Annotated in this window: 17 protein-coding genes and 1 tRNA gene; 8 read left to right on the plus strand and 10 right to left on the minus strand. The window is 72.3% G+C overall.

What is annotated here, in order from left to right; translation table 11 throughout:
- Positions 1–6 precede the first annotated feature (6 nt).
- On the minus strand, positions 7–2,061 hold the full coding sequence (locus ABZ272_RS17390) for an NAD-binding protein (protein ID WP_355050945.1): 2,055 nt from the start codon (positions 2,059–2,061) through the stop codon (positions 7–9).
- A gap of 94 nt (positions 2,062–2,155) precedes the next feature.
- On the opposite strand from ABZ272_RS17390, the gene ABZ272_RS17395 reads away from it, so the two are divergent.
- The 4 genes from ABZ272_RS17395 to ABZ272_RS17410 all read left to right on the plus strand — a co-directional run bounded on the left by ABZ272_RS17395 (position 2,156) and on the right by ABZ272_RS17410 (position 6,187).
- Positions 2,156–2,638, plus strand: a complete 483-nt coding sequence (locus ABZ272_RS17395; RefSeq protein ID WP_355050946.1) for an MSMEG_6728 family protein — start codon at positions 2,156–2,158, stop codon at positions 2,636–2,638.
- 29 nt (positions 2,639–2,667) lie between these two features.
- Positions 2,668–4,221, plus strand: a complete 1,554-nt coding sequence (locus ABZ272_RS17400) for an FAD-dependent oxidoreductase (protein WP_355050947.1) — start codon at positions 2,668–2,670, stop codon at positions 4,219–4,221.
- Positions 4,222–4,288: 67 nt separating this feature from the next.
- On the plus strand, positions 4,289–5,527 hold the full coding sequence (locus ABZ272_RS17405) for a hypothetical protein (protein ID WP_355050948.1): 1,239 nt from the start codon (positions 4,289–4,291) through the stop codon (positions 5,525–5,527).
- A 216-nt stretch (positions 5,528–5,743) separates the two neighbouring features.
- Positions 5,744–6,187: an HNH endonuclease gene (locus ABZ272_RS17410; protein WP_355050949.1), complete on the plus strand. Its 444-nt coding sequence runs from the start codon at positions 5,744–5,746 to the stop codon at positions 6,185–6,187.
- 68 nt (positions 6,188–6,255) lie between these two features.
- On the opposite strand, the gene ABZ272_RS17415 is transcribed toward ABZ272_RS17410, so the two are convergent.
- The 3 genes from ABZ272_RS17415 to ABZ272_RS17425 all read right to left on the minus strand — a co-directional run bounded on the left by ABZ272_RS17415 (position 6,256) and on the right by ABZ272_RS17425 (position 11,558).
- Positions 6,256–7,950 carry a protein kinase gene (locus ABZ272_RS17415; RefSeq protein WP_355050950.1) on the minus strand — a complete coding sequence of 565 codons (1,695 nt, stop codon included), beginning with the start codon at positions 7,948–7,950 and terminating at the stop codon, positions 6,256–6,258.
- A 343-nt stretch (positions 7,951–8,293) separates the two neighbouring features.
- Positions 8,294–9,082 carry an enoyl-CoA hydratase/isomerase family protein gene (locus ABZ272_RS17420; RefSeq protein WP_355050951.1) on the minus strand — a complete coding sequence of 263 codons (789 nt, stop codon included), beginning with the start codon at positions 9,080–9,082 and terminating at the stop codon, positions 8,294–8,296.
- Between the two features lie 88 nt (positions 9,083–9,170).
- Positions 9,171–11,558 (minus strand): M4 family metallopeptidase, encoded by a 2,388-nt coding sequence (locus ABZ272_RS17425; RefSeq protein ID WP_355050952.1) that lies wholly within the window; start codon positions 11,556–11,558, stop codon positions 9,171–9,173.
- A 168-nt stretch (positions 11,559–11,726) separates the two neighbouring features.
- On the opposite strand from ABZ272_RS17425, the gene ABZ272_RS17430 reads away from it, so the two are divergent.
- Positions 11,727–12,302 (plus strand): hypothetical protein, encoded by a 576-nt coding sequence (locus ABZ272_RS17430; RefSeq protein WP_355050953.1) that lies wholly within the window; start codon positions 11,727–11,729, stop codon positions 12,300–12,302.
- A 7-nt stretch (positions 12,303–12,309) separates the two neighbouring features.
- Here the strand turns inward: ABZ272_RS17430 and ABZ272_RS17435 are convergent, their stop codons facing one another.
- The 4 genes from ABZ272_RS17435 to ABZ272_RS17450 form a co-directional block, all read right to left on the minus strand.
- Positions 12,310–12,960 (minus strand): histidine phosphatase family protein, encoded by a 651-nt coding sequence (locus ABZ272_RS17435; protein ID WP_355050954.1) that lies wholly within the window; start codon positions 12,958–12,960, stop codon positions 12,310–12,312.
- Positions 12,961–13,027: 67 nt separating this feature from the next.
- Positions 13,028–13,447: a VOC family protein gene (locus ABZ272_RS17440; protein WP_355050955.1), complete on the minus strand. Its 420-nt coding sequence runs from the start codon at positions 13,445–13,447 to the stop codon at positions 13,028–13,030.
- Positions 13,448–13,481: 34 nt separating this feature from the next.
- Entirely contained in the window at positions 13,482–13,883 is a 402-nt protein-coding gene (locus ABZ272_RS17445) for an AraC family transcriptional regulator (protein ID WP_355050956.1), read from the minus strand.
- 420 nt (positions 13,884–14,303) lie between these two features.
- Positions 14,304–14,380, minus strand: a tRNA-Thr gene (locus ABZ272_RS17450).
- Between the two features lie 340 nt (positions 14,381–14,720).
- Between ABZ272_RS17450 and ugpC the strand changes: the two genes are divergently transcribed.
- Together ugpC and ABZ272_RS17460 are read left to right on the plus strand one after the other, a co-directional pair.
- The gene (gene ugpC, locus ABZ272_RS17455; protein WP_355050957.1) at positions 14,721–15,812 is read left to right on the plus strand and encodes a sn-glycerol-3-phosphate ABC transporter ATP-binding protein UgpC; all 1,092 of its coding nucleotides are present in this window, start codon (positions 14,721–14,723) and stop codon (positions 15,810–15,812) included.
- Positions 15,813–15,982: 170 nt separating this feature from the next.
- Positions 15,983–16,552, plus strand: a complete 570-nt coding sequence (locus ABZ272_RS17460; protein WP_355050958.1) for a hypothetical protein — start codon at positions 15,983–15,985, stop codon at positions 16,550–16,552.
- Positions 16,553–16,602: 50 nt separating this feature from the next.
- Here ABZ272_RS17460 and rlmB read toward each other — a convergent pair whose 3' ends face one another.
- On the minus strand, positions 16,603–17,733 hold the full coding sequence (gene rlmB / locus ABZ272_RS17465) for a 23S rRNA (guanosine(2251)-2'-O)-methyltransferase RlmB (RefSeq protein ID WP_355050959.1): 1,131 nt from the start codon (positions 17,731–17,733) through the stop codon (positions 16,603–16,605).
- Entirely contained in the window at positions 17,733–19,148 is a 1,416-nt protein-coding gene (cysS, locus tag ABZ272_RS17470; RefSeq protein ID WP_355050960.1) for a cysteine--tRNA ligase, read from the minus strand. The genes rlmB and cysS overlap by 1 nt, the downstream gene beginning before the upstream one ends.
- A gap of 63 nt (positions 19,149–19,211) precedes the next feature.
- On the opposite strand from cysS, the gene ABZ272_RS17475 reads away from it, so the two are divergent.
- Positions 19,212–19,868: a helix-turn-helix domain-containing protein gene (locus ABZ272_RS17475; protein WP_355050961.1), complete on the plus strand. Its 657-nt coding sequence runs from the start codon at positions 19,212–19,214 to the stop codon at positions 19,866–19,868.
- Positions 19,869–19,996 lie beyond the last annotated feature (128 nt).

Genomic DNA, 19,996 nt, shown 5'->3' on the forward strand with positions numbered 1-19,996 from the left:
GGACGATCAGCCTGGCCGCGTCGCGCGGGAGTCGGGTTCGTCCGGGATGCGGGCGTCGTCAGCCGGTTGGCCGGGCCACGTGTCAACGCTCCCACCCTGGGCCGGCGAAACGGCCCCGACGGTTGGCGGGCGGGACGGTGACACCGGGTGCGCCGCGCCCGTCACCTCCTGATCGCTCGACCCGGCCGGCGAGGCGTGCTCGGCAGGGGCGGGCAGCGACCCGGCGGATCGGGCGGCACCCGGTGACGCGGGCACGGGTCGGGGCACCGATCCGATCTGACCGGGCGGCGTCAGCATCCCGCCGGGGAGGGGCGGGGCGCACTGGCGCGTCAGCCAGTCCAATCCGCGTCGGCGGGCCACGACCGTCAGCCGGTCGCCCGCGAAGATCACCTGGCGGGGGTCGAGGTCCTTCCACCAGATCGTCTTCGCCGCGCCGGCCGGGGTCCGGGCGATCAGCCGGACCTGCCCGTCCCGGTTGACGCTGTCCAGCGGCCGGCCGTCCAGCTCGGAACCGGCGGCGACCGGCACCTCGGCGACCGGCAGCGCGTGCCGGTCGACCGGGATGGTGGTGATGACCGCGCGTTCGGTGAGCGCGCCGATGAACGCCGGGGCGGCCAGGTAGGAGACCGATCGGGACAACCCGAGCGCGAAGGTCTCCTCCACCCGCTCGGCGAAGTCACCGTCGAAGAGCCGCAGCACCACCCGCAGGTCGTCGCGGAGGTCGCGGGCGGCCAGCGCCGCCTCCAGGTTGGCGACGTCGTCGGTGGACGCCACCACCAGCGCCTGACAGTCCGCCACCGACGCGGCGGCCAGGGTCTCGGGCAGCGCGGCGTCGCCGACGACCAGTGGCACCTCCAACTGGCGGGCCAGGGCCGCGCCACGTGGCGCCGGATCCTTGTCGATCGCCACGACCTCGACGTCGTACTCGCGCAGTTGGGCCATCACCCGCGTGCCGACGTTACCGAGGCCGATCACCACGACGTGCCCGGCACGGGTCGGTTGCAGCAGACCGGTGTGCAGGGCGAGGCGGGCGTTGACGATGCCATCCACCACCACGGCGGTGATCAACGGGATCAGCGCCAGACCGGCCAGGTTGAGCACCACCTGCATGATCTGCGCGCCGGGCGGTTTGGCAGTGTCCGGGTCGGCGCCGCTGAGGGTGGTGACCAGGGTCAGGTACAGCGCCTCCAACGGAGAGACGCCCTCGGTGCGGGAGATCAGCGCCCCGAGCACCGCGATCACGGCGAGCACCAGCATCACCGCGATGCCGATCTTGCGGGTCGCGAAGCCGCGTACGGCCCGCATCAGCACCGCGACCGGACGGCGTCGACGCCGGGCCCGGACCAGCCGCCGCGCGGCTACCTCGGTGCCCGGCGGCTGACCGGTCGCCTCGGCGAGCACCAGGTCCGCGCCGGCCTGCTCGGCCGGCAGCAACTCCATCCCCTGCCGCCCGTCGGGGCGGGCCAGCGCGCACACCACGTCCTGGGTCCGGACGTCGGCACGCCGCGCCACCCGCAACGTCTTGTCCCGGTGTTGGAAGGAGCTGGGGTCGACCTCGCCGAGCGCGGCGGCCACGAACGCCGGGGCGGCCATCTCGGCGTCGGAGAGCACCTCGACGGGCGCCCTGATCAGCTTGCGGACGCCGTCGGCCAGGGTGCCGTTGAACATTCGCAGCACCTGCCGGACGCGCTCGTCGACGGCCTGCGCGCAGAGCGCGGCGTGCAGGTTGCCCACGTCGTCCTGGTGCAGCAGGGCCAACCCGGTCGCCCCGGCCAGACCGGCGGCCTCGAAGGTCGCCACGTCCAGGCGTTCCGAGCGAATCACGCGGACACCGCGCAGGCTCGCCACGTCGGGACCGGTGCTGCGGTAGCGCTCCGGCACCACGACGGTGACCCGTGCGCCGCCCACGGGAAGGTCGGATTCGAGCAGCGCGCGGGCAACGTAGTAGGCCAGGGCGTCCCGGCCACAGATCACGTAGTGCGGGCGCGGGTCGCCGGCGGAGCGGAGCCGCCAGTTCCACTCGACCGCCCGTCGCGCCCGGTCCCGCCACGGCTCCGCCATGCCCGGATCGTAACCAGCACGATCACCCTGGGCGACCCCGCCCGGATCGTCCCGGGCAGGCATGCCGACCCGGGCCGTGGGTAGAGCACCTGCCATGCAGACCTTCCTCCCGTACCCGGACTTTCTGGCCAGCGCCCGCGCGCTGGACCAGAAGCGGCTGGGCAAGCAGCGGGTGGAGGCCATCCAGGTGCTGCGCGGGCTCACCTGGCCGGGGTACGGGTGGCGCAACCACCCGGCCGTGAAGATGTGGGCCGGGTACGAGGAGGCGCTGACCCGGTACGGGCTGGACATGTGCGCCGTCTGGACCGAGCCGGGCCGGGCGGACACCTGCGCCACCACGCTGACCGTCGACCTCGCCGCCGCCTGCGGGGCAGGTGTCGTACGGACCCAGGACGAGCTGGCCCGTGCCGGTGACCTGCCGCCCTGGCTCGGCCGCGACGACCTGCACCTGAGCCACCGCTCCTCCCTGCTGCGCAAGGACCCGACGCACTACGCCCCGATCTTCGGCACCGACACGCCCGACGATCTGGAGTACGTCTGGCCCGCGTCCGACCGGGCGCCGCGCTGCCTGCCGTAGCAGACTGGCGGCAGACGAGGGAGGTGCCCGTGGCGCTGTCGCGTGTGGTGGGTCGGCTCATCGGCGTACGCCAGCATGAGGTGGACCCCGGCGGTGGTGGCGCCGCCCGCGTGCCGCGACCGGTCACGGCGGTCGTGGTCGGCGCGGGCATCGCCGGCATGTCGGCGGCCGTGGTGCTCGCCGAACGCGGGGTGGACGTGACCGTACTGGAGGCGGCGCCGACCATCGGTGGACGGCTGGGCGCCTGGCCGGAGGCCCTGCCCGACGGGGAGCAGCAGAACGAGCACGGCTTCCACGCGTTCTTCCGGCAGTACTACAACTGGCGCTCGATCCTCCGGCGCGTCGAGCCGGACCTGGGCTTTCTCAAACCGATCCCGGGATATCCGATCCTGAGCGCACAGTGGCCGACCGAGGAGTTCGGCCGGCTGCCCCCCGCGCCTCCGGCGAACCTGCTCGCGCTGCTGCTGCGCAGTCCCAGCCTGCGCCTGGCGGACCTGCGGTCGATGGACCGGGACGCGGCGTTGCCGCTGCTCACCTACGATCCGGTCCGCACCTACGCCGAACTGGACGACACCACGGCCGACGAGTTGCTGGCGTCGCTGCGGCTGCCGGACCGGGCGCGGGCGATGCTGTTCGAGGTCTTCTCCCACTCCTTCTTCAACCACGAGGCGGAGATGTCGGCGGCCGAGATGGTCGCCCAGTTCCACTTCTACCTGCTGGGCAATCCGGAGGGGCTGGCCTTCGACTGCCCGGACGAGGACTACGCGACGGCGATCTGGCAGCCGCTGACCCGGCACGTGGAGAAGCACGGCGGTCGGGTGCTCACCCGCTCCGGCGCGACGGGGGTGCACCGCGACGGCGACGGCTGGCGGGTGACGACCACCGACGGCGGCGACCACCGGGCCGCGCACGTGGTGCTGGCCGTCGATCCACCCGCGCTCGCCGCGCTGGTGGCGGCCTCCCCCGACCTGGTCGCCGGCGCACCGGAGTTGGCGGCACGCATGCCCCGCTTCGGCAGGCCGGGCCCGCCGTACGCGGTGGCGCGGTACTGGTGCGACGGCGACGTCGCCGCCGACCGGGCGGTGTTCAGCGGGGTGTCCCGGCAGCCCACTCTGGACTCGGTGACGTTGTACCACCGGTTGGAGAACGAGTCGCGGCGCTGGGCGCACCGCACCGGCGGTTCGGTCGTCGAGTTGCACGCGTACGCCTGTGAGCCCGGCGTGCCGGCCGAGGAGTTGGCCGAGCGGATGCGCCGCGAACTGGTGACGCTCTGGCCCGAGGCGGCCGACCTGCGGGTGCGGGAACTGCGCGCCCGGGTGGAGGCGCAGGCCCCGGCGTTCACCCCGGGCAGCCACGCCTGGCGTCCGGGGGTCCGCACCGAGGCGGCCGGCGTCTACCTGGCCGGCGACGGGATCGCGACGGACTTCCCGAGCGCGCTGATGGAACGCTCGGCGGCCACCGGGATCATCGCGGCGAACCACATCCTGCGGGCGCAGGGCGCCGCGACCGAGCCGGTGCGCTCGGTCCGCCCGCGCGGCCTGCTGGCCGGGCGAGCAGCCCCAAACCGATCAAAAGAGACATAACCGACGGTACGCTGCCGTACGCTCGATTGATCATCTCCTCGATCGACCGGGCGGGAGGGCAGCGGCGATGTCACCACTGCACCGCGCCGGCGCAGCGGACGGACGGCCGGCCGAGGAGGCCGTCCGCGACGACGCGTACCCACTCATCCGTGACGAGCGCGCCTGCGTCGTCACCGCCCTGCGGCTGGGCTGGTGGATGGCGGACGCCTACCACCACGGGCAACACGCCGAACCGGGACCGACCACGCCGGTCCACCCACCGGCCAAGCTCTCCAACCTGACCGAGATGTCACTCCCCCGCCGGATGCGGATGTACCTCGACGGCGTAGACGTCGCGCTGGCCCAGATCTCGGCGCTCACCCGGCATACCGGGTCGCTGCCCGACACGTCCGCCGCCCGCACGCGACTGCCCGACCTGGACCGCCTGCCCGACCTGGACCGCCTTCCCGGTCGGGAACGGGCGGACCTGGTCGACACCGAGCCGCTGCTGCTCGCCCTCGACGACCTCAACGTGGACGTGCTGCGCTGGGCGATGGCCACCAATCTCCGGGTCGGACTGGCCTACCGGCTGGGCCGGTCCCTGGCCGACACGGTCCGGCCCGGCGACGCCGCCCAACTTCTGCGCCGCTTCGACGGCCGACAGATCCAGATCACCCGGTGGTTGGACGAGTTGGCCAGCGTGCTGCCGCCGTACTCGGCCGCGGTGGTTCGCCGCTCGCTGGCCGCCTGGGCGGTGGCCGTGGAACGGGCCGGCCGGGGTGACCCGACCGAACCGGAGCCCGCCGAGTTGAGCCGCGAGCTGCGCAACCAGGGCGACCTGTGGCGCGGCGTCCTCACCGGCGGGCTGCACCCGCGTGACCTGCTCGACGAGGAGGACTACGCGGTGGTAGCCCGGAACCTGATCATCCGGGACCGGCGGCTGGTGGCCCAGGCCGCCCGAGGGATCTTCTGGCCAGTGCTGGTGCCACTGCTGGTGGTGCTCTTCGCGCTGGTCGGCCTGAGCGCGGCAGCGGCCGCCGGTTCACCGACCACGCGGGCCGCCGTGGCCCTCCTCGGTCTGGGCGCCGGGCTGGCCGCCATCTGGCGCTCCGTCTCGGGACCGGCGTTGGCGGTTGCCGGTGAGGTCAACCGTCCGCTGCTGGACAGCGAACTCACCGTACGGATGGCACTGCGGCTGGACCGGCCACTGACGACCGCCCGCCGCACGGTGGGCAGCACTCCCCGCACCCGCCGTCAGCGTGCTCCCGAGGAGCCGGGCGGCCGATCGAAATACGTTGCCCCTCTCTCCCGTGCGGACCTACCGTGATCACGCAAGGTCAACCACCACCGCGGGAGCAGCTCATGACGATGTCGCACGCCACCACCGTGCCGTCGTCGCCGCTGCCCTGCGGCGGTTGGCCTGCGGAACACCCCCGGGCGGGCCGGCCCGACTGACGCGTACCCGTACACGTCGAGCCGCCCGTCCGGTACGCCGGACCGGGCGGCTCTTCGCTGTCCGTCGCCACTGTCGAAAGGAGTCCCGGTGGACGCCGTCCTCGTCGTCAACGCCGACCTCGGCCCGTTGCACCGGGTCACCCTTCAACACGCCGTCCGGATGCTCTGCCGACGGGTGGCCGAGATCCACGAGGCGGAGCCCGATCGGGTGATCGGCGTCTTCCCGCTGCCCCGGGTGGTGCGGCTGGTCCGGTATGTGGTCACCCGGTGGCGGTTCAACTCCGGGCCGGCCTGGTCGCGTGCCGGGGTGCTGCGCCGCGACGACCGCTGCTGCGCGTACTGCGGTGGCCCGGCGTCGACCATCGACCACATCCTGCCGCGTTCCCGGGGTGGCCGGAACACGTGGCGAAACACCACCGCCGCCTGCTACGGCTGCAACCAGCGCAAGGGTGACCGGACCCCGGCGGAGGCGGGCATGCCGCTGCGCCGCGAGCCGGTCAACCCCGGCTGGTCGGCGCTAGCCGGGCGGTGACCGACCGGCCGGCGGGAACGGGGGGCCGCGTCCGGGGTACGCCCCGGCGCGGCACCCGTCGGCCCCGGTCAGGCGGACCGCTCGGTGACCTTCGGCTTCGGCCGACCGGCGGCGCAGTGCACGCGGATCTCGCTGCTGTGCTCGGGCGAGGTCAGCTCGACCGTGACCTGCTTGGCGGGCCCCGCGTCGTACGGCTCCACCTGGTAACCGGCCGCCGGGGTGACCGTGAGCAGTTCGGCCGACGCCCCGACACAGCGGACGGTGACGGTGCCGCCTTGGGCGCGCACGGTCACCCCCGGGGACTCGGCCGGCGGGGAGGCGGTCGTGGGTGCGGCCGTCGGCGCGAGGGTCGGCGAGGGCTGATCAGGGGCCGGTGTTCGGCCTGGGCCCGCCCCGGGACCGGGGCGGGGAGCGGCCGAGCTGGCACCGGCCGACGGTTCGGCGGGCGGGCGCACAGTGGACGGTTCGGGCTGCGCGACGGTCTCCGGCATGCCCACCGTGGTGGTGCCACCCGTCCCGATTCCGGTTCGCGGGGTCGTCTCGTCGTGTCGCCGCGTGCCGTAGTCGCCGAGCGATCCGGCCACCGCCACCGCCGCGATCACCGCTCCGCCGACCACCAACGCCACCCGTCGGCGACGCCAGGACCGACGCCGGGATACGCCGGAAGCAGCCCGGTCGACGCCGTCGGTCGCCCGGCCCGCTACGCCGTCACCCGCGTCGGAGATCTTGCCCGCTGCGGCCTTGCGCTCCGGGGCCGCACCCGCAGCCTCACCCGCCCCGATCTCACCCGCCCCGGCCGCAACAGCACCGGCCGCACCCTCTCCGGCCTCGGCCGCCCTGCCCGCACCAGCTCCCGCCGAGCGGGCAACGGGCGAGCCGGCGGCGGCCGCCCGGTCCGCGGCGGCTGCCCGGTCCGCAGCGGCCGGCCCGGCAGCGGCGGTCTCGCCGGCCAGCCCGGAGACGACGGTGAGCAGGATGCGGGCCACCTCGGCTGCCGGGGGCCGGTCGTCGGGGTTGCGGGCGAGACACCAGTGGTAGAGCCGGTGGACCTCGGCGGGCACCCGGTCGATCTCGGGTAGCGGATCCGGATCGACGTGCACGTGAGCGCGGAGCATCCCGGTCTGCGTCTCGGCCGCCCACGGCAGCCGACCGGTGAGTGTCCGGTGCAGGAGCAGACCGAGCGCGTACACGTCGGAGGCCGGCAGGACCTCACCGGCCGCCAGTCGCTCCGGGGCGAGGTACGCGGGCGTACCGAGCAACCGACCGTCGAAGTCGATCTCGGAGTCACCGGCGGCCGCCGCGATACCGAAGTCGAGCACCTTCGCGCCGGTGGGGGTGAGCATCACGTTGCCCGGCTTCACGTCCCGGTGCACCAACCCCTGTGCGTGTGCTGCCGAGATGGCCGACGCCACCTCGGCACAGACCCGCAGCGCGGCGCGTGGTGGCAACGGCCCGGCGACCAGCCGTCTTTCGAGAGTGTCGCCGTTGAGCAGTTCCAGCACGACGAACGGCACCTGGACCCCGTCCAGACGCGACTCGCCGAAGTCGTAGACGTTGGTGACGTGCGGGTGCGACAACCGGGCCGCAGCCTTGGCCTCGGCCCGGATCCGCTGCCGGGCGTTCGGGTCCGAGGCGACGAGCACCTTCACCGCCACGTCCCGTTCGAGCACCTCGTCGTACGCCCGGTAGACCGCCGACATGCCGCCGCTGCCGAGACGCTCCAGGAGCCGGTAGCGGCCCGCAAGCAACTGATCACGCTGCACGACCGACAGACTGCCGTACGACTCACGTTCGGCACCACCCGGGATCGAGGTTTCGCAATGGGTGGAACCCTCGCGCGGTTACTGTTCGGTCCGTTTCGGACGTGGCCGCAGGGGTGTCTCGGCCCATCGGGCCCGACCCGACAGCAGCCTCCCGGCCAACCTCCCCGCCGCCCCACCAGTGCTCACTTCGTCCTTTGCTCTGCTTCAGCGGAGGCAACACAGAAAGGCCGCGAGTGTTGCCTCCGCTGAAGCAGAGCAAAGGCTCCGCCATGGGTGGGCGGGCCGGCCATCGAGCCGAGGCGGCGCCACCGAGCCGAGGCGGCGCCACCGAGCCCGGGGACCGTCAGCCGTCGCTCGGCGCCCGCCAGGCGAAGCGTGGGGTCCGGCGCTCCGTCATGGCCGCCACGCCCTCGCGGGCCTCGCCGCTGTCCGCGACCTTCCGGTGCCACCAGGCGATCCGGGCCGGTCCGGCGCGGTCGTCGACGATCTCCTTGGCGGCTGTGACGCTCAGCGGTGACCGCTTGGCGATCGTCGCGGTGAGGTCGTCCACCCGCCCGGCGAGACCCTCGCCCGGCAGCACCTCGTCGACCAGGCCGATCCGCAGGGCCCGTTCGGCGTCGATCAGCTCGGCGGTGAAGAGCAGGTGCTTCGCCGCCGACGGGCCGACGAGCCGGGCCAGCCGGCGGGTCGTCGGCGCCGGGTAGACCAGCCCGAGCCGGGCCGGGGGTACGCCGAACCGGGCATCGTCCGACGCTATCCGCAGGTCACAGGCGACCGCGAGCTGCGCGCCGCCCCCGACGCAGGCGCCCCGGATCGCGGCGATCGTCGGCTTGGCGAAGCTTGCCAGCCGCTCCTCGGCGGCGACCGCGATGCTGGTGTCACCGGCGTCCAGCAGCTCGGCCAGATCACCCAGGTCCGCGCCCGCACAGAAGGCGTCGCCCGCGCCGGTGAGCACCAGGGCCCGCACGTCGGGGTCGGGTTCCAGCCGGTCGAGCAGTTCGGGGAGCTGCCGCCACATGGCCGCCGTCATCGCGTTCCGGCGGGCCGGGTTGTGGATCACGACGGTCGCCACCGGTCCGGCCACCGCGACGGTCAACTCCGCGTCCGACACGCTAACCCCTCCCCACGCCATCCGAGCCGACCCAAGATTGCCAGAACGGCCCGGACGCGAACCCGGCGACCACCGTTGCGGTGGCCGCCGGATCCGGGTGTCGGTCAGGTCAGGAGACGTTGACCGCCGTGTCGTCGACCACGAAGGACGTCTGGAGCGAGGAGTCCTCGGTGCCGGTGAACTTCAGGGTGACGGTCTGGCCGGCGTACCCGGCCAGGGAGAAGGACTTCTGGCTGTAGCCGGAGGCCTTGTTCAGGTTGGAGTAGGTCGCCAGCGTGGCCAGCACCGTCCCGCCCGAGTTGAGGACCTGCACGTTGAGCTTGTCGTACGCCGTGCTGCTGGTGGTCTCGGCCGAGTCGATGTGCAGCCAGAAGCTCAGCGTGTACGACGAGCAACCCGCCGGGAGGGCCACCGACTGGGCGAGCGTGTCGGTGTGGGTGCTGCCGTACCCGTCCAGCCAGGCCTTGTACGACCCACCGTGGGCCGCCTGGCCGCTGGAGCTGGTGATCACCCCGGAGCTGGCCGTCCAGCCGGTCGAACCGGACTCGAAGCCCGGGTTGGCCAGCTTCTGGCCCGGCGAGGTGCAGCCGCCGCCGGAGCCGTTTACGGTCAGCGTGTAGGTGGCGCTGCGGGTGACCGACCCCGCGCCGTTCACGGTGACCGAGTAGGTGCCCGGCGGGGTGCTGGACGAGGTGCTGATGGTGAGGGTGGACGAGCCGCCCGAGGTCACCGAGGTGGGGCTGAACGCGGCGCTCGCGCCGCTGGGCAGGCCGGACGCGGAGAACGTCACGGTCTGCGCCGAACCGCTCGTGGTGGCGGTCGACACGGTGGTGGAGACCGCGCTGCCCGGGTTCACCGAGCCGGCGGTCGGCGACAGCGACACGGAGAAGTCGTTGCCGGTGGAGCAGGTCGCGTCGTTGCCGGCGACGTTGACCGCCGTCCAGGCGGCCTGCACGGCCTTGTACTCGGTCGAGCAGCTGCCGTACAGGTCGGTGGCCGCCCGCAGGCTGTAGGCGCGGGCCGTGTTCGCCGGGTTGCTGGTGTTGACGTACGACGTGTTGGAGGTGAAGTAGACGTCCAGGGCCCGGTACCAGATCTTCTCCGCCTTGGTACGACCGATGCCGGTCACCGCCGGGGCGGAGCCGCAGACCGGCGAGGCACCGTACGAGGTGGAGCCGGTGCCCTCGGCGAGGTTGAAGTAGAAGTGGTTGCCGACGCCGGAGGAGTAGTGCACGTCCTTGTTCTTCGTGCTGGTGGACCAGCAGGAGTCGGACGAGCCGTCCAGCGACGGGTTGTACATGTAGCGCAGCGGCGTGTTGTTGCCGTTGATGTTGATCTTCTCACCGACCTGGTAGTCACCCGGGTCGCTCGGCGCGGCGGCGTAGAACTCCACCATGTTGCCGAAGATGTCGCTGGTGGACTCGTTGAGGCCACCGGACTCACCCGAGTAGACCAGGCCGGCCAGCGCCTCGGTGACACCGTGGCTCATCTCGTGCCCGGCCACGTCCAGCGCGACCAGCGGGCGCGAGTTGCTTGAGCCGTCGCCGTAGGTCATCTGGGCGCCATCCCAGAAGGCGTTGACGTAGTTGTTGCCGTAGTGGACCCGGCTCGGCACACCACTGCCGTTGCCGAAGATCCCGTTGCGGCCGTGCACGTTCTTGAAGTAGTCGAACGTCTTGGCCGCGCCGAAGTGCGCGTCCACTCCGGCCGACTGCCGATTCGAGTTGGTGCCGGTGCCCCACGCGTTGTCGGCGTCGGTGAACGTGGTGCAGGACGACGTGCCGTTGTTCATGTCGCAGGTACGGCCGTTGCCGCGCACCGGGTCGATCATCTGGTACGTGCTGCCGGAGAGCGTCGTGTCGATGCTGACCGTGCCGGTGTAGATGCCCTGGCCGCTGCCGGTGACCGATTCGATCTCGTCGTACGACCCGACGGTCGCGCCGGAGGTCGCGTCGGTGATGACGTGCAGCCGCGACGGCGTCTGCCCGTCCGGCTGCCAGCCACTGACCACCGTCTCCCAGGCCAGCCGGCCCTTGCCCGAGCTGGCATCGACGAACAGTTCCGGTGCGCCCACGGTCTCGGCCTTGCCGGTGAACCCGGCGCGGGCCGTCTTCTTCGCCGCGTCGGCGCTGACCTTGGCCGTGGTGAGGAGGGTCAGCGGTGCGGCGAGTCCGACCGAACTGCCGGCGTAGGTGCCGTTCGGCGCGGTGTGGATGACGAAGTCACCGCCGTACACCCGCAGCCCCTGGTAGGTGCGGGTGTAGCGGGTGTGCGCCGCGCCGGAGGCGTCCACCCGGGTGCTCTGCACCTGGTAGGACTCGGCGCTGGAACCCTGGACCGCGCCGGGGTTCGCTTGCAGGACGGTCGCCGCTCGGGCCGCGGCGGAGGCGTCCGGCGCGGGAGCGGGAGGTGCGGCAGCGTGCGCCGCGGTGGCGACGCAGGTCAACAGGCCGCTGGTGAGCAGCGCTGCGCTGACGGCCGCGAGGGGTCGTTTCACGTGCCCTCCTGAAAGGAGAATGGGTGTGACGGGGGTAGTCACGCATGTAGATATAGCTATGTGTAGAGGAAAAGAGAAGCCTTGGACCGCTCCCAGACATTGAGATTGGCCGAACGGATGAGGGCCTTGACAAGGGAACCGACGCGGGCCTCGGCGCGTCCGACGGACATGAGACCCGCCTCCACGACCGGCGTCACGATCGCGCTCCTGGCCGCCCTCCTGGCCGGCTGCACCGGCACCGACCGGGCCGCCGACCCCACCGACCTGCCCCCGGTGACCGGCGCGACCGCAGGCCCGGACCTCACGAACATCCCCGCGCCGAGCGGCCTCGTCCCGAGCGGCCCGGTCCCGAGCGGCGCCGTCCCGAGCGGTCCTGTCCCGGGCGGGCCGAAAGCGGACGACCGGGCCCGGGTCGCGCTGTTCCGCTCCGGTGGTTTCGCCGGGCGTGGCGACAACATCACCGTCGAGCCGGACGGCCGGTGGACCGTGGTGGACCGGGCCGGCGGCCGTCGTACCGGCAAGCTCGACACCGCCGACCTGGGCCGGCTGCACGGACTGGCCGCCGACCCACGGCTGAGCGCCGAGGCCCGTCGCACGGCCACCACGTCGAGCTGCGCCGACGCCTTCAGCTACCGCCTCACCGTCGGAAGCGTCGAGACCGGGTACGTCGACTGCCCCGCCGATCCCGCACCGCCGCCCGCCACCAGGGCACTTGTCGAGCTGCTGCTGAAGGTCACCGCCTGACGGCGGTTCACACGAGGTAGTCCGGGGGAAGTCCGGTGCCGCGCAGCTCGGCCGGCAGGTGCGCCACGTCGTTGACGGCGATCAGGTTCGGCGGGCCGGCCGGGCCGTACCGGATGACGGTCAACCCGGCGTTGTGGTGGTTCAAGCCCAGCCACCGCCGCTCCGGCGCGTCGAGGGCGTGCCGGACCAGCCAGGCGATCAGGAAGGTGTGCGTCACCACCAGCTCGCGGACCGGCTCCCCCACGGCCGCCGCCTCGTCGACCTCCGCCGGCCCCGTGAAGCGCCGCACGGCCTCCGCGGTCACGCGCGGCCCGTCGGCCCGCTCGGCCGCCGGAAATCCGGCCAGGAACTCGGCGTACGCCGACGGCAGGCCGGTCGGATCCGTGTCGTGCGGGAGGTGGTCACCGGCCAACTCGGTGGCGTACACCGGAACCCCGGGCAGTGCCGCGGCGACCACCTCGGCCGTCTGCGCGGCCCGGCGCAGCGGCCCGTGGTGGACGGCCGCGAACGACCGACCGCGCAGGCGCTCGCCGAGCAGTGCCGCCTGCCGCCGGCCGCGCTCGGTCAGGCCGGTGTCCGGTTCGGTCGAGCCCGGGTCGGCGTGCCCGGTGAGGTCCTGCTCGCCGTGCCGGGCCAGGTAGAGCAGCCGCGTTCGCATGCCGTACACCCCAACACACCGGGAGGCGCGGTGCTGGCCCGCGCCCTCCGGTGTCTTGATCTTGTGGCTACGCCCGGGGGAACATCTGGCCGATACGGATCTTGTTGCCGAACGGGTCCCGGATGCCGAAGTCGATCCCGTACGGGCGCTCGGTCGGCTCGTCGGTGATCTCGACGCCCTTCGCCACCAGGTCCTCGTGGGTCTTGTGGGCGTCGTCGGTCGTCATGAAGAGGTACCCGCCCAGGGCACCCTTGGTGAGCAGCTCCCGCACCTGCTCGGCCGTCGCCGGGTCCAGCGCCGGCGGGCCGGGCTTCTCCAGCAGGATCTCGCGCTCCGGGTCACCGGGCAGGTTGACCGTCAGCCAGCGCATGAAGCCGAGATCCTGATCGGTGTTGACCTCCATGCCGAGCTTGTTCACGTAGAAGTCGAGCGCCTCGTCCTGGTCGAGGACGTAGATCTGGGAGCGGCTGATCGCGTTCATCGTCATGCCACGACCGTAGAGGGTGGCCCTGACCTGCTGCTTATCCAAAACTGCTGGGACGCGTCCACGCCTTCGTGAAGCAGGACGGCACGTTGCCGGCGGCCGCGCGGCGACGCCGGAACTCCGAGGGCGGCTCACCAACGATCTGCCGGAATGTCCGACTGAACGTACCCAGGCTGCCGAAGCCGACCGCGTAGCAGATGTCCGTCACGTCCCGGTCGGTCTCCACCAGCAGCGTCATGGCCCGCTCCACCCGGCGGCGTTGCAGGTAGCGGTGCGGCGTCTCACCGAAGGTCGCCCGGAACGTCCGGATGAAGTGCGCCTCGGAGACGTGCGCGATCCGCGCCAGCGCCGGGATGTCCAGCGGTTCGGCGTACGACCGGTCCATCGCGTCGCGGGCGCGCAGCATCGCCCGGTTGGACTCCTCCACGGCCCGACTCACCGCGGGCCCCCGGGCGGCAGGACCGGTGTCTGCGTCACGTCCTGATCGCGCAGCTTGGCGTAGACGACCTCGGCGGTGAACCCGCCGATGAACCCGATGGCCAGTACGAACAAGACCAACCTCCGCGCTTGGCTCGGCCGCCGTGGCGGGAGCGGCCTCCGGATCGCGTACGGCGGGCGACTAGGGAGCGGCTGACCTGGGCGCTGCCGGCGATCGCGACGAGCGGGCTCATGCGACTCCTCGACGTCGGTGTTACCCGAACTATAGGAGTGGCCGACCATCGATCGCGCAGGCCGGGAGCCCAGTCGGGACCGTGGGGATGACCTGTGGGCGGCCTCTCCCCAGGAACGCGTGCCGTTCCGCACTGCCTGTCAACCGGCCGACTCGTGCCAGTACCCGTTGGGGAAGGCCCGGTGGATATGGAGCCCCCGGCCGGGATCGAACCGGCGACATCTCGCTTACAAGGCGAGTGCTCTGGCCAGCTGAGCTACAGGGGCGCGTGTGTCGACGCCAGCATAGCGACTGACGTCCGGATATCCCGCTCGCGAGTGCTCCCGAGCACGGGAAACGTCAACAACCCGACGCCCGACGCCCCACCGCCACGTCGATTGATGCCTTGCCGTGCCCGACTGCCCGTAATGCGTAGGCAGTGGGTCACTTCCGAGGGTCCCTCGTCTTGGCAGCGCGGGGAAAGCCAATTACGGTGCAGTGACACGGGCGACGGCCCGGCCGCCCCCGCGACCGACTGCCGTCCGCTGACCGGCACGGGCTCGTGCCGGTTGCTCCTTCACTCGGATCGTCCGGCACGTTCCTGCCGGTGAAAGGAAGCGCACCACCATGGCTACGGTCACCTATTCCAAGGCGTCCCGGATCTACCCGGGCACCGAGCGTCCCGCCGTCAACGAGCTGAACCTCGAGATCGGCGACGGCGAGTTCCTCGTCCTCGTCGGCCCGTCGGGTTGCGGCAAGTCCACCAGCCTGCGCATGCTCGCCGGGCTGGAGGACGTGGACGCCGGCTCGATCTACATCGACCAGCGCGACGTCACCCACCTTCCCCCGAAGGCCCGCGACATCGCGATGGTCTTCCAGAACTACGCCCTCTACCCGCACATGACGGTGTACGAGAACATGGCGTTCGCCCTGAAGCTGCGCAAGACCTCCAAGTCGGAGATCGACCGGCGGGTCAAGGAGGCGGCCGGCCTGCTCCAGCTCGAGGAGTACCTCAGCCGCAAGCCGAAGGCGCTCTCCGGCGGTCAGCGTCAGCGTGTCGCGATGGGCCGGGCGATCGTCCGCGAGCCGCAGGTCTTCCTCATGGACGAGCCGCTGTCGAACCTCGACGCCAAGCTGCGTGTGCAGACCCGTACGCAGATCGCGTCGCTCCAGGCCAAGCTGGGCGTCACCACCGTCTACGTGACGCACGACCAGGTCGAGGCCATGACCATGGGTCACCGGGTGGCCGTGCTGCTCGACGGTGTGCTCCAGCAGGTGGACACCCCGCGGGCGCTCTACGACACCCCGGCGAACGTGTTCGTCGCCGGCTTCATGGGCTCTCCCGCCATGAACATCAAGACCGTCCCGCTGCACGAGCAGGGCGCCGAGTTCGCCGAGCTGCGTATCCCGCTGACCCGCGAGCAGGTCGAGGCGGCCCGCGCCGAGGGTGGCGACGGCAAGGTCACCGTCGGCTTCCGTCCGGAGGACTGCGACCTGGTCAGCCCGACCGAGGGCGGTATGCCGGTCGTCGTCGAGCTGGTCGAGGACCTCGGCTCGGACGCGAACGTCTACGGCCACGCCGCCCTGGGTGGCAACTCGGAGCGCTTCGTCGTCCGTACCGACCGCCGCAGCATGCCGAACATGGGCGACACCGTGTTCGTCAAGCCGCGCGCCGGCCGCAGCCACGTCTTCCACGCCGCCACGGGCAGCCGGATCTGACGTAACGCCGTACCCGAAAGGGGCGGTCCGCTGCGGCGGGCCGCCCCTTTCGTCGTACCCGGGAGGGGTCGTCATCCCCGGGAGCCAGCGCGAGCGTGGCTCCCCAGGGTGACGCGGCGGGGTGTGCGGTATCCCTAGCGTTCGCGGCACACCGAGCCCGAGGAGACGCCGTGTCCGCCACCGCCACCGCTCACCGGAACCAGATCATCCGCCGGGCCGGCCGCAGCCTCGCCTACTGCGCGACGCTGGTGCCGGTCGCCCTGTTCACGCTGGCTACCACCCCGGGGAGCGGGGCGGATGCCGCCGTCGCGCGGTGGCGGGGCCTGCGGACCGGCCTGCTCGCCGCGCCCCCGACGGCCGTGCCCGCCCAACGAGCCGGCACGCTCGCGGTGCTCGGTCACGCGCTGCTCAGCCTGCTGCTCGGCCTCGTGGCGCTGCTGCCGATCGGCGTCGAGGTGTTGATGGTGCTGCGCGGCATCCTGTACGGGGTGGTCGATCCCGGCCCGTACGACCACTCCTGGGGCGGTCCGAGCCGGGCCGGCGCGTGGCTGGCGCACTTCCTCGTCGGCCTGCCACTGGCGGCCGGCGGGCTAGCCGCGCTGATCGGCATCGCCGCCGTGCACCAACGACTGACCCGACGCCTCGACGGGGAGCGGGGTCCGGCCTGGCTGCTGCCGAGCACGCTGCTGATCGCGGCGGCCGGGGCGGTCTTCTTCGTCGCCTGGCTCCACCAGATCTGACGACGAAGCCCCCTACCGCTTTTGGGCGGTAGGGGGCCTCGTCGACGTCGTTACAGCTCGACCGAGCGGCGGCGGGCGACCTCGGCCAGAGTGACCGCGGCGGCCACGCTGGCGTTGAGCGACTCCACCTCGGAGATCATCGGGATGCTGACGGTCAGGTCGCAGGTCTCCCCGACCAGCCGGGACAACCCGCGCCCCTCGGAACCGACGACTACCACCAGCGGGCCGACGGCGGCCTCCAGGTCGTACAGGTCGGTGTCGCCGTCGGCGTCCAGGCCGACCACCATGAAGCCGGCGTCCCGGCACGCCTTCAGCGACCGGGTCAGGTTGGTGACCTGGGCCACCGGCACCCGCGCGGCCGCGCCGGCACTGGTCCGCCAGGCGGTGGCGGTGATCCCGGCGGCACGACGCTCGGGTACGAACACACCCTGCGCGCCGAACGCGGCGGCCGACCGGATCACGGCGCCCAGGTTGCGCGGGTCGGTGACCCCGTCCAGCGCGACCAGCAGCGGGGCCTGCTGCTCCAGCGACGCGGCCACCATGTCCTCGAAGGGCTGGTACGCGAACGGCGGCACCTGCAACCCGACGCCCTGGTGCAGCACCCCACCGGTCATCCGGTCCAGCTCGGCGCGGCTGATCTCCAGGTTGGCGATGCCCCGGTCGGCGGCGGTCCGGATGATCTCCTTGGTCCGCTCGTCCACGTCGATGCCCTGGGCCGTGTAGAGCGCCGTCGCCGGCACCTGGGCGCGCAGCGCCTCCAGCACCGGGTTGCGCCCGACCAACAGCTCCGGGGAGTCCTTCGACGGGTTGGACTTGCGCCCCGGGGAGACCCGGGGGCCGGACCGCGAGGTGGGCTTGCCACCCCGACCGCCGGTCGCGCCACGACCGACCGGTACGCCCCGACCGCCACCCTTGCCCCAGGTGGTGTCCTTGCTACCCGGCTGACCGATCTTCGGGGCGCGCCCCTCCTCGGCCGCCACCCGGCGCTCCTTGTCCTGCTTCCAGGCGGTGCGCTGCGGCAGCTTCTCGGTGCCCGAGTAGCCCTTGTGCCACGGCCGCTCGTCAGCGGGCAGGGTGCGACCCCGCCCGGCGAGGGAGTCCTTGTTCTTGCCGCCGGAGCCCTTGGGGGCACCCGCCTTCGATGTCAGTCGCCGGCCACGGCGCTGCGAGTTGCCGGCCATCAGTCCTGCTCTCCAATAGTCCAACGGGGGCCCTGGGGGGTGTCCTCGACCACCACGCCGGCCAGCTTGAGCTGGTCACGTACCGCGTCGGCGGCAGCCCAGTCCTTGCGGCCCCGGGCCTGCGCGCGCTGCTCCAGGGCCAGCGCGATCAGGGAGTCCACCACGGCGCGCAGATCATCGGATCGGCCGCCACCGGTCCAGGCCGGGTCGAGGGGGTCGATCCCGAGGATATCCAGCATTGCCCGTACCACGGCCAGGGTGGTGCGGACAGTCACATCGTCCCCCGCGCTCAGCGCGGTGTTGCCGTCCCGAAGGTGCTGTTGCAGCACGGCCAGCGCGGCGGACGTGTTGAGGTCGTCGTCCATGGCCGCCACGAAACCGGCCGGCAGGTCGCCCAACTGGCCGGCACCGACCCGCTCGGTCGCCCGTTGGACGAAACCCTCGATTCGGCGGTACGCGGTGGCCGCCTCGCGCAGCGAATCCTCCGAGTAGTCGATCACCGAGCGGTAGTGCGCGGCGGCGTAGTAGTACCGCAGCTCCACCGGCCGCACGCCGAGCGAGTCGACGTACGCGAGGCCCAGCGCGTTCCCCGCCGACTTGCCCATCTTGGCCCCGCCGATGTTGAGCAGGCCGTGGTGCACCCAGTAACGGGCGAACGGCAGGCCCGCCGCCTGGGACTGGGCGATCTCGTTCTCGTGGTGCGGGAACGTCAGGTCCAGACCACCGCCGTGGATATCGAACTCCGGGCCCAGGTAGCGCCAGCACATCGCCGAGCACTCGATGTGCCAGCCCGGACGGCCCAGCCCCCACGGGGACGGCCAGTACGCGTCCGCCGGCTCGTCCGGCTTGGCGCCCTTCCAGAGGGCGAAGTCGCGCGGATCCCGCTTGCCCCGGTCCGGCGCGTCGCCGGCCGACTGCATCGCGTCCGGCGACTGACCCGACAGCGACCCGTACGCCGGCCAGGACGCCACATCGAAGTAGACGTCGCCGGAGCCGTCGGTGGCCGGGTACGCGTGCCCGGCCGTGATCAACTTGGTGATCAGCTCGTGCATCTCCGGGATGTGCCCGGTGGCGCGCGGCTCGTAGGTGGGCGACAGCACGTTCAACGCCCGGTACGACTCGGCGAGGATCAACTCGTTGGCGTACGCGATCGACCAGAACGGCCGACCCTGCTCACCCGCCTTGACGAGGATCTTGTCGTCGATGTCGGTCAGGTTGCGGATGAACGTGACCTCGTAGCCGGCGGCCAGCAACCAGCGGCGCAGCACGTCGTAGTTGACGCCGGAGCGAAGGTGGCCGATGTGCGGCGGCGCCTGGAGGGTGAGACCACACAGGTAGACCCCCACCTTGCCGGCTTCCCGCGGGACGAAGTCCCGCACCGATCGGGTGGCGGTGTCATACAGGCGTAGCGTCACCGTACAAGGGTAGCCGTCCGCGCCTGTCCGGGTCCGCCGGTGCCGGGTCGTACGCTGCGTGCTGTGGATACGACGGCAGGGTCCAGCCGGACCGGGGAGACGTCCCAGACGCTCGACCGGGGTCTACGGCTTCTGCACCTGGTCGCCGATACGCCGACCGGGTTGACCGTCAGCGAGGCGGCGAACCGACTCGGCGTCGGCCGGGCGGCCGTCTACCGGCTGGTCGGCCCGCTGACCGGGCACGGCATGCTGCGCCGGGGCAGCGATGGCCGACTCCGGATCGGCGCGGGCGTGCTGCACCTGGCCCGACGCGCCCAGCCGCTGCTCGCCGAGGGAGCGTTGCCGGCGCTGCGCCGACTCGCCGAACAGGCCGGCGCGACCGCCCACCTGACCGTGGTGGACGGCGGTGAGGGTGTCGCCCTGGCGGTGGTCGAGCCGAGTTGGACGTCGTTCCACGTCGCGTACCGGACGGGGGCGCGACATTCCCTGGACCGGGGCGCGGCGGGTCGGGCCATCCTGGCCGGGCGGAGCGGCGCGGCCGACCCGGTGAGCAGCAGCGGGGAGTTGGAGTCCGGGGCGTACGGGGTGGCCGCGCCGGTGCTCGGCGTACCGGGCCTGGAGGCCAGCGTCGGCGTGGTCGCGCTCGCCCCGTTGGACGTCGCCCTGGTCGGCCCCCAGGTGCAGGCCGCCGCGACGGCGGTGGCGGCCACTCTCTGCTGACCCACTTGATCCACTCGGCGGCGCTTGGTCGACTCGGCTTCCTGGAAGTCGGGCTTTCCTTGGGCCCGCGACGCCCCGAATTCTAGAAAGCCGAGTCGATCAATCCATAGCAAGATCAACGATCGCGT

Origin of the sequence: Micromonospora sp. NPDC005979 (genome assembly GCF_040614415.1) — a bacterium.
Lineage (GTDB): Bacteria > Actinomycetota > Actinomycetes > Mycobacteriales > Micromonosporaceae > Micromonospora.

Coding starts and splice junctions, on each gene's coding strand:
- ABZ272_RS17390 (WP_355050945.1), bottom strand. CDS start 2,061: ATGGCGGAGCCGTGGCGGGACCGGGCGCGACGGGCGGTCGAGTGGAAC.
- ugpC (WP_355050957.1), top strand. CDS start 14,721: ATGGCTACGGTCACCTATTCCAAGGCGTCCCGGATCTACCCGGGCACC.
- ABZ272_RS17395 (WP_355050946.1), top strand. CDS start 2,156: ATGCAGACCTTCCTCCCGTACCCGGACTTTCTGGCCAGCGCCCGCGCG.
- ABZ272_RS17435 (WP_355050954.1), bottom strand. CDS start 12,960: ATGCGAACGCGGCTGCTCTACCTGGCCCGGCACGGCGAGCAGGACCTC.
- ABZ272_RS17430 (WP_355050953.1), top strand. CDS start 11,727: ATGAGACCCGCCTCCACGACCGGCGTCACGATCGCGCTCCTGGCCGCC.
- rlmB (WP_355050959.1), bottom strand. CDS start 17,733: ATGGCCGGCAACTCGCAGCGCCGTGGCCGGCGACTGACATCGAAGGCG.
- ABZ272_RS17405 (WP_355050948.1), top strand. CDS start 4,289: ATGTCACCACTGCACCGCGCCGGCGCAGCGGACGGACGGCCGGCCGAG.
- ABZ272_RS17420 (WP_355050951.1), bottom strand. CDS start 9,082: ATGGCGTGGGGAGGGGTTAGCGTGTCGGACGCGGAGTTGACCGTCGCG.
- ABZ272_RS17440 (WP_355050955.1), bottom strand. CDS start 13,447: ATGACGATGAACGCGATCAGCCGCTCCCAGATCTACGTCCTCGACCAG.